This is a genomic window from Brachybacterium sp., from assembly GCF_036379615.1.
GTDB lineage: Bacteria > Actinomycetota > Actinomycetes > Actinomycetales > Dermabacteraceae > Brachybacterium.
Genome location: NZ_DASVGJ010000068.1, coordinates 1 through 13,316 on the forward strand (window position 1 = coordinate 1; position 13,316 = coordinate 13,316).

Genomic DNA, 13,316 nt, shown 5'->3' on the forward strand with positions numbered 1-13,316 from the left:
CTCGGCCACGCGAGCGTGCCCGAGCCGACCCGCGCCGGGGACCCCCGCAGCGGTGCGCAGCTGTGGGTGGACCTCGCCCGCGAACGACCCGGCGAGCTGGTGGGTCTCGTGCTCGGCCCGCACACGAACCTCGCCCTCGCCCTCGAGATCGAGCCCGAGCTGCCCCGGCTGCTGAAGCGCCTGCACATCATGGGTGGGGCAATCAATCATCGCGGCAACACCGGCCCTACCAGCGAGTGGAACATCGCCGTGGATCCCGAGGCGGCCCTGCGGGTGCTCGCCGCCTTCACCGGGGCGCCGCAGCGGCCGGTGCTCGGCGCGCTCGAGGCGACCGAGGGGGTGCGCTTCACCGAGGACACCCTGGAGAGCTTCCGCGAGCTGGCCGCGACCACCCAGCACCCGGTCGCGCAGATCCTGGTCGATGCGCTGCGCTTCTACTTCGAGTTCCATCAGGCCGACGGATTCGGCTGGATGGCGCACGTCCATGATCCGCTGGTCGCCGCGCACGCGGTCACCGGCGACTTCGCACGCACCCGCCCGCTCGCGGTGGACGTGGAGCTGGTGGGCACCCTGACTCGCGGCCAGACCGTCGGCGACGAGCTGGGCCGCTGGGGCAGGGTCCCGAACGTCGAGGTGCTCACCGACGTGCGGCCGGAGAAGTTCGTGGAGCATCTGCTGCAGACCCTCCACGCCGGGCTGGCCCGCCCCTCCGGCCGCTGACCGTCATGCCTCCAGCGTCGTGACCTCCACGGTGAAGCATCGGTGAGGGCCCTTGTCGCCGCGTCCGGCGCGCCAGCCGGTGCAGGCCACAGCGCCGCCTGCCGCATCGTCCTGGTAGGAGACGAGGACCGTGCCCGGCAGTGTGACCGGGGCGTCGAAGGTGACGTCCCAGCGCAGCGGCCGGGAGAGGTCCACCCGGGACTCGGTGAATGCCCGCGAGGCGGTGTACATCCCGTGGGCGATCGCGCGCGGGAACCCGAAGGCCTTCGCCGAGACGGCGGAGAGATGGATCGGGTTCACGTCCCCCGAGACCGCCGCATAGCGTCGGCCGATGTCCGCTCCGAGCGACCAGCGCGCCGTGGGTCGCGGCGGCTCGAACTCCCGACGCTCCGAGGGTCCTCGGCCGCCCGAGCCTGCGGTCGGGTCTCCGGTCGGGTCACCGGCAGATGCACCGGCCGAGGGTGCGGTCCCCGAGGGCGCGGCCGGTGCGGGATCCGAACTCGTCCCGGATCCGCCGCGCACCAGGTAGGTGGACACATCGGTGGCGATGATCTCGCCGTCCTCGCCGAGGATCGTCGAGACGGCCTCGAAGGTGCGGCCCTTGCGGTGCGGGAGCAGATCCCGCACCCGGCATTCGACGTCGACCAGCTCGCCGACCTGCACCGGGCGGTGCTGGAGCACCTGGTTGCGCAGGTGCACGAGCCCCAGCAGCGCGAAGGGGAAGTCCCGACGCGCCATGAGCGCGAGGGAGAGCGGGAAGGCGAGCACGTGGAGCACCCCCGGGTGGACGAGATCCGTGGCCGGACCTCCCATCAGGTGGTCGAAGTCGCGGGCCCGCTCGGCGTCGATCCGCACCTTCCGCACGCGGTAGGCGATCGTGGGCAGCTGCGGGCCACCGCTCCTGCTCGCTCCCCGACCGGATCGCGGGTCGAGTGCCGCGGCGTAGATCGCGGGGAACGACGGGACATCGGCGAGGTCTCGGATCTCCTCTGCGACCTGGCCGGGCGCGCGCCGGGCGCTCACTTGCCCACCATGTTCTGGCCGCACACGCGCAGGGTCTCCCCGCGGATGCCGCCCGCCTCGGCGGAGCACAGGAAGGCGATCGCCTCGGCGACGTCGACCGGCAGTCCGCCCTGCTGGAGGGAGTTCACCCGACGGGCGACCTCGCGGGTCAGGGCCGGCATCTTGGCGGTCATCTCGGTCTCGATGAACCCGGGGGCGACCGCATTGGCCGTGCCGCCGAGCGCCTCGAGCCGCGCGGCGAGCGCGTCGACGAAGGCGATGACCCCTGCCTTGGAGGCGGCGTAGTTGGTCTGCCCGCGGTTGCCGGCGATGCCGCTGGTGGAGGCCAGCGACACAACGCGCGGCTGGGCGCCGAACACGTCACCGGCCTCGATCAGCGCCTCGGTGAGCGTGATCTGGCTGGTGATGTTCACCGCCAGCACCGGATCCCAGCGGTCCGGGGTCATGTTGGCCAGCAGCTTGTCCCGGGTGATGCCGGCGTTGAGCACCACCGCGTCCAGGGTCAGGCCCCGCTCGCGGAGGAAGGCGACCAGACGCTCCCCCGCCCCCTGCGAGGTGACGTCGAGCTGGATCGGGACCGCGCGCAGCTCGTTGGCGAGGCGGGACAGCTCGGTGCCGGCGCCGGGGACGTCCAGCACCACGAGCTTCGCGCCGTCGGCCGCGAGGGTGCGGGCGATCGCTGCGCCGATCCCGCGGGCCGCCCCGGTGACCAGGGCGGTGCGTCCCGCGAGCGGCAGCGAGGGGTTCTCGGTCTCGCTGCCGGCCGTCGAGGAGGCGGTGAGGAACTGCCCGGTGATGAAGGCGCTGCGGGCGGAGAGGAAGAAGCGCAGCGCTCCGAGCGCGGCCGGGGCGTCGAGGGCGACGCCGTCCTCGATCAGGATCCCGTTGGCGGTCGCTCCGCCGCGCATCTCGTGGGCGAGGGAGCGCAGGAATCCCTCGACCCCGCCCCGGGCGGCGGCACGGGCCGGGTCCGCCTCCCCCGCCGGGCGGGAGATCGTCACCACCCGCGCGCCGGGCGCGAGCGTGCGCATCGCCCCGGCCAGCGGCATCACGAGCGGGCTGAGGTCCGCGGGAGCGGTGATCTCGTCGAGCACGACGACCACCGAGCCGACGCGCCGCAGCTCCTCGAAGCGGCGACGCACGTCGGCCCCCTCCTCCAGGAGCAGGTGGGCGATCCGGTCGGCGCCGGCGGAGTCGCCGAGCACCACGACCGGCCCGAGCACCGGTGCGGGACGGTCCGCGCGGCGCAGGAGCTTCGAGGGTCGGGGCAGTCCCAGCTGCTTGGCCAGGGCCCCGCCGGGAGCGGAGCGGATGAAGCGGGTGTAGGTATCAGTCATGGGAACCTCCGGGTCAGGAGTGCGAAGTGCGGTCGAGGACGGCGCGGACGGGCCCGTACGGGCTCAGTCGGTGACGGACTCGAGCAGCACCACGGTGCCCTGCCCGGCGGCGGCGCAGACAGAGATCAGACCGCGCTGGACGATCCCGGTCTCCTTCGCCCGCTCGTGCAGGAGCTTGGCGAGGGTGGCGACCAGCCGGCCGCCGGTGGCGGCGAAGGGGTGGCCGGCGGCGAGGGAGGAGCCGGCGACGTTGAGCTTGGAGCGGTCGATGCTGCCCAGCGCCCCGCCGCGGCCCAGCCGCTCCCGGCAGAACTCGTCGGACTCCCAGGCCTTCAGGGTGGTCAGCACCGTGGAGGCGAAGGCCTCGTGGATCTCGTAGAAGTCGAGGTCCTGCAGGGCCAGGCCGTTGGCGTCCAGCAGCTCGGGCACCGCATAGGCCGGGGCCATCAGCAGGCCCTCCTCGCCGTGCACGAAGTCGACGGCCGCACTGCGGGTGTCGACCACGCGCGCCAACGGGGTGAGCCCGTGCTCGGCCGCCCACTCCTCGCTGCCCATCAGCACCGAGGAGGCGCCGTCGGAGAGCGGGGTGGAGTTGCCGGCGGTCATGCTCGGCTCGGTGACCTGCGGGGACTTCACGCCGAACACGGGCTTCAGAGAGCCGAGCTTCTCGAGCGTGGAGTCGGGGCGCAGGTTCTGGTCGCGGGAGAGTCCGCGGTAGCCGGTGACCAGGTCGTCGAAGAAGCCGGCATCGAACGCTGCGGCGAGCTTCTGGTGGGAGGCCAGCGCCAGCTCGTCCTGGGCCTCGCGGGTGATCCCCCACTGGGCGGTGGTCTGGGCCTGGTGCTCGCCCATCGACAGCCCGGTGCGGGGCTCCCCGTTGCGGGGCGGGACCGGCGCGAGATCCGCGGGACGGATCGCCGAGAGCGCCTTGACCCGCTGCATCGCGGTCTTCGCGGCGAAGGCGCGGTGGAGGATCCGACGCAGTCGCGGGGTGACCTCGATCGGGGAGTCCGAGGCGGAGTCCACGCCGCAGGCGATGCCGGAGTCGATCTGGCCCAGCTGGATCCGGTTGGACACGTGGACCACGGTCTCGAGGCTGGTGGCGCAGGCCTTGGACATGTCGATCGTGGGCGTGCACGGGTCCAGCGGGGTGCCGAGCGCGCTCTCGCGGGTGAGGTTGAGGTCCCCGGCGAGCTTCAGCACGGCACCACCGGCGATCTCGCCGAGCTTCTCCCCCTGCAGCCCGTAGCGGGCCACGAGGCCGTCGAGCGCGGCGGTGAGCATGTCCTGGTTGGAGATGCCGGCGTAGGGGCCGCCGGAGCGGGCGAAGGGGATCCGGTTGCCGCCGAGGATCAGGGCGTCGCGCGGGAAGTCGTTCTGGGTCACTGGGTGCACCTCTTCGTGGTCACTGGTCGCTGCGGACGATCGCGGGCCGGAGCGCTCCGGCGCGACTTCTCCGGAACACTTTACATAGGACCGACGGTACTTGATACCCTAGGTTCTGTGAACGCGACGACGCAAGCCCCCGTGGACGGCCGATCAGCCCGCTGGGCCCGCCACCGGGAAGAGAGACGTGCCGAGCTGCTCGACGTGGCCCGGCACCTCATCCACGAGCGAGGCCCCGACGTGACCATGGAGGACATCGCCGCGGCCTCCGGCACCTCCAAGTCCATCGTCTACCGCTACTTCGAGGACAAGGCGCAGCTGCAGCGCGCCCTGGGGCGCAGCATCCTGTCCACCATGCACGGCAAGCTGCTGGAGGAGATGCGCGCCCTCGAGTCCCGCGTGGGCCGCGAGCCCGAGCCCGACGAACGGATCCACGCGATGATCCGCGCCTACGTCGAGACCGCCCAACGCTCCCCCGGGGTGTATCGCTTCGTCACCCGTCCCAGCGACGGGCTGAACCACTTCCTCTCCTCGGTCTCCCGGCTGGTCACCACCTTCCTGCCCGCCGAGATCCCGGCGCCGCAGGTCTGGGCCCACGGCTCCGTCGGCTTCGTCGAGCGCGCCGTCGACGTCTGGATGACCGGCCATGAGGGCGCCGACGGCACAGCCGGCACCGGTCCCACAGCCGACACCGGCGACTCCGCCTCGTCAGCAATGCCCACCACCTCACTCACCTCCGATCAGCTCGTGACCCATCTGGTCACCTGGCTCATGAAGGGACTGCACGCATGACCACCGAATCCCGCACCGCCCACACCTCGACCGCCGCCACGGACACCTCGGACGCCACCGACGTGCCCACCACCGCGAATCCCACCGGTCCGATCCCGATCCCCCCGGGCGGCGACCCCCGTCTCGACGTCGCACAGGTCTCCGAAGCGCTGCTGGGGAAGTGGGCCGGCGCCCGTCGCGCCGCCCGAGAGCGCGCTGCCCGCCCGGAGCTGCACCGCCCGCTCGACGCCACCGTCGCCGAGCACCGCGAGCGGGTCTTCGCACAGCTCCAGCAGCTCGCCGCGGAGGACGTCTCCCGCCTGATGCTCCCCGAGCACCTCGGCGGCCCCAATGACAACGGCGGCAATGTCGCCAGCTTCGAGGAGCTGGTCGTCGCCGACCCCTCCCTGCAGATCAAGGCCGGGGTGCAGTGGGGTCTGTACACCTCCGCGATCATCCAGCTGGGCAACGAGGAGCAGCAGCGCGCCTGGGTGCCCGATGCGATGGACCTGACCACCCCCGGTGCCTTCGCCATGACCGAGATCGGTCACGGCTCCGATGTGCAGTCGCTCGCGACCACCGCCACCTATGACGCGGCCACGCAGGAGTGGGTCATCCACACCCCCTTCCGCGCCGCCTGGAAGGACTTCCTCGGCAACGCCGCGATCCACGCGAAGGCCGCGACCCTCTTCGCCCGCCTGATCACGAACGGCGTGGACCACGGAGTGCACTGCTTCTACGTGCCCGTGCGCGACGACGAGGGCCAGCTGCTGCCGGGCGTGGCGAGCGAGGACGACGGCGAGAAGGGTGGGCTCAACGGCATCGACAACGGCCGCCTCGCCTTCGATCACGTGCGCATCCCCCGCACCAACCTGCTGAACCGCTACGGCGACGTCGCCCCCGACGGCACCTACACCTCCCCCATCGAGTCCCCCGGACGGCGCTTCTTCACCATGCTCGGCACGCTCGTGCAGGGCCGCGTCTCGCTGGACGGCTCCGCGATCCGCGCCAGCCAGCTCGCCCTGCACATCGCGATCACCTACGCCACCCAGCGCCGGCAGTTCAGCGCCGCCGATCCCACCCAGGAGACGGTGCTGATGGACTACCAGGCGCATCTGCACCGCCTGCTGCCCAAGCTCGCCGCGACCTATGCCGGCGCCTTCGCGCACGAGCAGCTGCTGCTGGCCTTCGACGACGTCTTCTCCGGGCGGGAGGAGGATCCCGAGTCCCGCGAGGATCTCGAGACCCTCGCCGCGACCCTCAAGCCCACCTCCACCCGGTTGGCGATGGACACGATCCAGGAGTGCCGCGAGGCCTGTGGCGGCTCCGGGTTCATGGCGGAGAACCAGCTGGTGGGCCTGCACCAGGACCTCGACGTGTACACGACCTTCGAGGGCGACAACACCGTCCTGCTGCAGCTGGTCGCCAAGCGCCTGCTCTCGGACTACACCTCCGAGCTCAAGAACGTGGATCGCGCCGGGATCGGCCGCTTCATCGCCCAGCGGGCCGAGGTGCTCGCCAAGCGGCACACCCCGTGGGCGCGCCTCGGCCAGAGCGTGAGCGACCTCGGCAACTCCCGGCGCGCCTTCGACTCGATGCGCCAGTCGGAGTTCCAGGAGGAGATGCTCGCCGACCGTGCGCGGATCAAGGTCGAGGAGGTCGCGCTCGCCCTGCGCGGCGCCGCGAGGATGAGTCCGGCCGACGCCGCCGCCGAGGTCAACAAGCACCAGGTGGAGATGCTGGAGGCGGCTCGCGCCCATGCCGACCTGGTCCGCTGGCGAGCCTTCACGGCCGGCATCGAGGCGCTGACCGACGAGGGCTCTCGCGCCGTGCTCACCGACGTGCGCGACCTCTTCGGGCTCACCGCGATCAACGACGACCTGGCCTGGTTCCTGCTCAGCGGCATGATCTCCACCCAGCGCGGCCGACAGATCGAGAACGACCTGCGCCGGCTGCTGTGGCGGCTGCGCCCGCACGTGCTCGACCTGGTCGCGGCCTTCGACGTGCGCCCCGGCCACGTACGGGCTCCGATCGCCCTGGGCGGTGAGCAGGAGCGGCAGGACGAGGCGGCCGCCTACTTCCGTGCACAGCGGGCCAGCAACGACGCCCCGGTCAGCGAGAAGGTGCTGCGCGACCGTGAGAAGAAGGCCCGCCGCACGGCGGCGAGGAGCGCCGGGAAGCGCTGAACCGGAGTCCGACGCGGTCCGCCGGCGCGGAGCCGCGTCGGTCTCAACAGACGCACCGGCGCGCCCTGCCGTCCGTCGCGCTCGTAGACTGGGAGGACCGCGCCGGGCCCATCGGCCCCGCCGCTCCCCCAGCCCTCGTGACGAACGGACCCGAACCCGCGATGACCGCTGAGAACGCCCTCTCCACCCCGGACCGCCGGACCTCCCCGGCCGGGGACGTCGACACGGTCGAGCACGCCGTCTCCACCCCGGACCAGGCGCAGCCCTTCGCCGAGCTCGGGCTCAAGGAGGACGAGTACGAGAACATCCGCGAGCTCCTGGGCCGCCGCCCCACCACCGCGGAGCTGGCCATGTACTCGGTGATGTGGTCGGAGCACTGCTCCTACAAGTCCTCCAAGAAGCACCTGCGCACCTTCGGCACGCACACCACCGAGAGGATGCGCGAGAAGCTGCTGGTGGGCATGGGCGAGGACGCCGGCGTGGTCGACATCGGCGACGGCTGGGCGGTGACCTTCAAGGTCGAGTCCCACAACCACCCCTCCTACGTGGAGCCCTATCAGGGTGCGGCCACCGGCGTCGGCGGCATCGTGCGGGACATCATCTCCATGGGCGCCCGCCCCGTGGCCGTGATGGATCAGCTGCGCTTCGGCGCGATCGACCATCCCGACACCGCGCGCGTGGTCCACGGGGTGGTCTCCGGTGTGGGCGGGTATGGCAACTCCCTCGGCCTGCCGAACATCGGCGGCGAGACCGTCTTCGACTCCGCGTACCAGACCAACCCCCTGGTCAATGCCCTCGCCATGGGCGTGATGCGTCATGAGGACATCCGCCTCGGCGCGGCCACCGGCGCCGGCAACAAGGTGGTGCTGTTCGGTGCGCGCACCGGCGGCGACGGCATCGGCGGCGCCTCGATCCTCGCCTCGGAGACCTTCGAGGAGGACGGCCCCGTCAAGCGCCCGAGCGTCCAGGTGGGCGACCCCTTCATGGAGAAGGTGCTCATCGAGTGCTGCCTCGAGCTGTACGCCGCCGGCACCGTCGCCGGCATCCAGGACCTCGGTGCGGCCGGCATCTCCTGCGCCACCAGCGAGCTGGCCGCCAACGGCGGCTCCGGCATGCACATCCACCTCGAGGAGGTGCTGCTGCGCGACCCGAGCCTGAACGCCGGCGAGATCCTGATGAGCGAGTCCCAGGAGCGCATGATGGCCATCGTGAGCCCTGAGAAGCTCACGGAGTTCCAGGCGATCGCCGCGAAGTGGGACGTCGAGGCCGCGGTGATCGGCGAGGTCACCGGCGACGGCCGCCTCACCATCGACCATCACGGCCACCGCATCGTGGACGTTGATCCGGCGACGGTCGCGATCGACAGCCCGGTCTACGACCGCCCCTACGCACGCCCCGACTGGCAGGACGCCCTGCAGGCGGACGCCGCCGAGGCACTCCCCCGGCCCGGGACCGCCGAGGAGCTCGCCGCGACGCTCCGCACCCTGATCGCCTCCCCGAACCTGGCCTCCACGGGCTGGATCACCGACCAGTACGACCGCTACGTGGGCGGGAACACGGCGCTGGCGATGCCCGACGACGCCGGCGTGCTCCGGATCGACGAGACCACCGGACGCGGCGTCGCCCTGGCGACCGACGCGAACGGCCGGTACACCAAGCTCGATCCGCGCACCGGCGCCCAGCTGGCGCTGGCCGAGGCCTACCGCAACGTCGCCACCTCCGGTGCGGTGCCGCTGGCGATCACGGACTGCCTGAACTTCGGCTCGCCCGAGGATCCGGGACCCATGTGGCAGCTGGTCGAAGCGATCGGCGGGCTCGCCGAGGCCTGTGAGGCCCTCGAGGTCCCCGTCACCGGAGGCAACGTCTCCCTGTACAACTCCACCGGCGAGCCCGGTCTGATCGACTCCGCGATCCACCCCACCCCGGTGGTCGGCGTGCTCGGCGTGTTCGAGGACGTCGCTCGCCGGGTGCCCTCGGGCTGGCAGGCCGAGGGCGACTCGGTGCTGCTGCTGGGCACCACCCGTGAAGAGCTCTCGGGCTCCGCCTGGGCCGACGTCGCCCATCAGCACCTGGGCGGTCTGCCGCCGCAGGTCGACCTCGAGGCCGAGCGCTCGCTGGCGCGGGTGCTGATCGCCTCGGCCGAGCAGGGCCTGGGCTCGGCGGCCCACGACCTCTCCGAGGGCGGCCTCGCCCAGGCACTGGTCGAGTCGGTCACCCGCTTCGGGATCGGCGCACAGGTGGATCTCGCGAGAGTGCTCGAGCGGGACGGCGGGGACCTGTTCACCGCCCTGTTCTCCGAATCCCAGGCGCGTGCGCTGGTCTCCGTCCCGGCGGCGCAGGAGGAGCGGCTGACGGCACTGGCCGCCGAGCACGGCGTCCCCGTGCTGCGCCTGGGCACCACCGGCGGCCATGCCCTGGATGTCGAGGGCGTGGGCTCCTTCACCGTGGGCGAGCTGCGGGAGCTGCGCGAAGGCACCCTGCCGCGCTACTTCGGCTGATGTGCGGGCCGGGGCGGGTTCTCGCCCCGGCCGCAGCCCCTCAGCCCTTGCCGGGATACAGGGCGCGCGCCTCGGCCAGCTTCGCCGCGACGGGCCGACGGAAACGGCCAGGGGCCCGCTGGGACCGCAGCGTCCCGAGGGTGCGCTCCTCGGCGGCGGTGACCGTCCATCGTGACCCGAGCTCGGCGATCGAGCGGTGCTTGATGTCGTAGTACCCGGTGTCCCCCACCAGCGCCACACCCCGGGCGCCGTGCAACGAGGCGACCAGGTGATGGTGGAAGCGCGTGCTGATCCACAGCTGGTGAGGGCCCATCTCCAAGCCGTGGCGCCACATGCCGGCGAAGGGGACGAAGCCGTCCTCCGCCACCAGGTCGGCGAGGGCCGCGTAGCCCGGATGATCGGTCCCGGGGATCGCCTCCACATACCGCACCCGCTCCCGCGGGATGCCCAGGGTGCGCACGGCCTCCCGGGCGTAGGCGATGTTGCGATCGAAGGCGCCCTCGTCCTGGAGGTCGTCCTGGATGCACAGCACCACCTCCTCCACCTCTCCGGGGCGCGGACGAGGTCGCCTCGGGGGGATGCTGCCGGTGAGATAGGCATCGTCATAGCCGCGCGGGATCCCGAGCAGCTCCGCGCTCGGCGCATCCCGCACCGAGACGTGCCCGAAGCCCTCGAAGGACGCCGGGCCCGCCGGCATCAGTCCTTGGCCGGTGGCCAGCAGCCGCGCCCCGGAGACCTCTGCGACGGCTCGCAGGGCATCCAGCACCCACGAGTTCTCCGCCCAGCGGGCGTTCTGCCACCCGCCGCCCAGCACGTGCAGGGTGTCTGCCTGGTGGAGCTCCTCCAGCAGCAGGTCGAAGTGCGGGGACCCGAGCTCCCGCACCAGATCGCCGACGGGCCTGCTCTCGTGATGGAGCGCCGCATCCAGGGTGCGGAAGACGGCATCGGTCGCCACCAGGCCCGGATGCATGCCGCCGAACAGCGCCGAGGTCATCCCCGGGAAGCGGGTGTCGAGCCAGACCTCGGCATGGGGTCTGCGGCGGGCGAGGAACCGCAGCCAGCGAGCGGTGATCAGCTCGTCCCCGTAGTTGGGGAACCCTGCCCAGGAGACCAGGTGGATGCGTTCGCGGGAGCGCCCCCGGCGGCGTCGACGATCTGGCACGGTGAGCTCAGAGCCTCCCGGTCACGTCGAGCCAGCGCATGAAGAACGCAGCGATCTGCTCCCTGGTCACCGGGGCGGTCGGGCGGAAGGTGCCGTCCGCCCAGCCACGGGAGATCCCCGTCCGGGACATCCAGCGGATCGGCTCCGCGAAGACATGGCTCGTGGGCACGTCCGAGAACCCGGTGGACCCGCCCGGGACCGACGGGGACCCGGCGGCGCGGTAGAAGAAGGCGGCCACCTGATCACGGCGGGTGGTGTTCCCCGGACGGAAGGTGCCGTCCGGCCAGCCGTCGGTGTACCCCTCCTCCTCGGCCCAGGCGATCTCGGCGTAGAACGACGCGCTCGTGGCCACGTCGCGGAAGGGCGAGGTGCCCGGCGCGGTGTAGGCCGGCTCCCCCATGGCACGGTAGAGGAACGCGATCATCTCGTCGCGCCGGCAGTTCCGGAACGGACGGAAGGTGTTGTCGGGCCAGCCCGTGGTGATCCCGCGCTCGGCGAGCGCACCGATCTCCAGGAAGAACGCGTTCGTCGGCGGGACGTCACGGAACGACGGGGTGACGAAGCGGTTCCGGCCGTCCTCCCGGACCGCGACGCCCTTGTCGAAGGCCTGCACATATCGGTCGCCGTCCTGGCGGAAGTGGGCCCTGGGGCGGCCCCATGCGCTGGACCAGTTCGCCAGGAACGAGGCGGTCGTCGCCCGCCCCCGGGCATCCAGCCCGCTGCCGGAGACGACGATGCCGTCGGTGAGCCGGGTGACGGTGTGGGAGCCCTCGGTGCGCGCGGCGTGGGTGACGGTGCCGAGCCGGTCCGTGCCCCCGCCCGCGCGGAAGGCCTCGTAGTGGTTGCGCCACCCGCCATCGATGCGGGTGTTGATCCCCCAGCGGAGATCCGCCATCCGGGAGTAGAGGGAGTTGCCGGGGCAGCTGGTGTAGTTCACATCGCGATGTCCGAAGAACCGTCGCTGACGGGTCACGGTGCCGCGCGACCAGCGGGTGCCGTCGGTGCCCACCGTCCAGGAGTCGGTCTCGTCCGCATTCGTGCGGAAGGCCGACAGCAGCTTCCACGCCGCGACCTCCATCACCGCGGTCTGTGCTGCGGTGCTGGCCGCCGTGCTCTGGTGGTCTCCCATCACGGAGATGCCGAAGCTGCCCGTGTTGAAGCCGAGCGCATGGGCACCGATGATGTGGCGGTGCAGCCCGCCCTTACGACCTTCGAAGACCTGTCCGAAGCGGTCCACCAGCACGTTGTAGCCGATGTCCGCCCAGCCGAGGGTCTGCGTGTGGTACGCGAGGATCCCGCGCACCAGCTGCGGTGAGCTGGCCCGGCTGTAGCCGTTGCTCCCGGCGGTGTGGTGGAGCACGACGGACTTGAGCTCGTCCGCTCCCCGGGTGCTGCCGGTCCAGGACTCGTTCGCACCCCAGGAGGCACGGGAGATGACGGAGGGAGCACCGGGACCGAGGGCGAGGGTGCTGCTCGCACTGGTGCTGAAGCGCTGCACGCCCGTGTCGGTGCTCGTGTCCGCATCGGTCGGGGACGTGGTCAGCACATGCGCGGTGAGATGCTCGGAGACGTCCGTCCCATCGCTCACGGCGAGGACCTCGATCTCGTCCACGGCACCCAGCCAGACCGGCTCGGCGGAGGGGCGTCCCGCACCGGCCTCCTCGGCTCCGGACTGCGCATCGGTGCCTCCCGCCTCGGCGGCGACGAGCTCCTCCTCGACATCGAGGTCGTACCACTGGCCCCAGGTGCCGTCGCTCTGGGAGAGGCCGCGTGCCCGCAGCTGCTGGGGCGCTTCGCCTGTCCAGGTCGCCCCGACCATCGTCGCGGGGCCCGTGAGCACGCGCACCGTGCCGACGCCGTCGACGTCACGATCCGGTGCCTCCGCCAGGGGGAGGTCGACGATGCGCGTATCCCCATCGGTGACCGACGGGTCGGCGATCGCGGGTGCCGTGGCCACCGCGGTGACGGCCAAGGGGACGCCGAGTGCGGTGGTGGCGAACAGCGCGCGCCGGGAGAGCGAGGACGACTCGGCGTCACGACCGGGGCGGGCCGGGGGAAGGTGCCGCTGCGACATGGGAGAGCTCCGAACAGTGGGGGGTGCATCGACCGGGGACGGCGCCGGACCGATGGTTCGTACGGCCGTGAGCGCGCTCTCCCCGCGCCCACCTTACCCACCGCCCCTCCTGCAGAACGTTTCAGCATGGTCACGGATCAGAGGCGTCGATGACATCGC

At 71.9% G+C, this 13,316-nt stretch carries 9 protein-coding genes; 4 read left to right on the top strand and 5 right to left on the bottom strand.

The features are described 5' to 3' along the window. The coding region (locus VF289_RS14965; RefSeq protein ID WP_330884709.1) for a nucleoside hydrolase at positions 1-720 on the top strand (720 nt) is incomplete at its 5' end. A gap of 3 nt (positions 721-723) precedes the next feature. Here VF289_RS14965 and VF289_RS14970 read toward each other — a convergent pair. The 3 genes from VF289_RS14970 to VF289_RS14980 all read right to left on the bottom strand — a co-directional run bounded on the left by VF289_RS14970 (position 724) and on the right by VF289_RS14980 (position 4,466). Beyond that, positions 724-1,743 carry a MaoC/PaaZ C-terminal domain-containing protein gene (locus VF289_RS14970; protein WP_330884710.1) on the bottom strand — a complete coding sequence of 340 codons (1,020 nt, stop codon included), beginning with the start codon at positions 1,741-1,743 and terminating at the stop codon, positions 724-726. Next, positions 1,740-3,080, bottom strand: coding sequence for a 3-oxoacyl-ACP reductase (locus tag VF289_RS14975; protein ID WP_330884711.1), 1,341 nt, complete (start codon positions 3,078-3,080; stop codon positions 1,740-1,742). Before VF289_RS14975 ends, VF289_RS14970 begins: the two co-directional genes overlap by 4 nt. A gap of 63 nt (positions 3,081-3,143) precedes the next feature. Beyond that, positions 3,144-4,466 (bottom strand): acetyl-CoA C-acetyltransferase, encoded by a 1,323-nt coding sequence (locus VF289_RS14980; protein ID WP_330884712.1) that lies wholly within the window; start codon positions 4,464-4,466, stop codon positions 3,144-3,146. Between the two features lie 117 nt (positions 4,467-4,583). Between VF289_RS14980 and VF289_RS14985 the strand changes: the two genes are divergently transcribed. The 3 genes from VF289_RS14985 (at position 4,584) to purL (ending at position 9,921) form a co-directional block, all read left to right on the top strand. After that, positions 4,584-5,258, top strand: a complete 675-nt coding sequence (locus tag VF289_RS14985; RefSeq protein WP_330884713.1) for a TetR/AcrR family transcriptional regulator — start codon at positions 4,584-4,586, stop codon at positions 5,256-5,258. After that, a complete protein-coding gene (locus VF289_RS14990; protein ID WP_330884714.1) occupies positions 5,255-7,423 on the top strand; it encodes an acyl-CoA dehydrogenase in 2,169 nt (722 codons plus the stop codon). Before VF289_RS14985 ends, VF289_RS14990 begins: the two co-directional genes overlap by 4 nt. Before the next feature lie 161 nt (positions 7,424-7,584). Beyond that, a complete protein-coding gene (purL, locus tag VF289_RS14995; protein WP_330884715.1) occupies positions 7,585-9,921 on the top strand; it encodes a phosphoribosylformylglycinamidine synthase subunit PurL in 2,337 nt (778 codons plus the stop codon). A 40-nt stretch (positions 9,922-9,961) separates the two neighbouring features. Here purL and VF289_RS15000 read toward each other — a convergent pair whose 3' ends face one another. Beyond that, complete coding sequence (locus tag VF289_RS15000; RefSeq protein ID WP_330884716.1) at positions 9,962-11,083, bottom strand: polysaccharide pyruvyl transferase family protein; 1,122 nt, start codon at positions 11,081-11,083, stop codon at positions 9,962-9,964. A gap of 7 nt (positions 11,084-11,090) precedes the next feature. After that, a complete protein-coding gene (locus VF289_RS15005) occupies positions 11,091-13,157 on the bottom strand; it encodes an S-layer homology domain-containing protein (RefSeq protein ID WP_330884717.1) in 2,067 nt (688 codons plus the stop codon). Positions 13,158-13,316 lie beyond the last annotated feature (159 nt).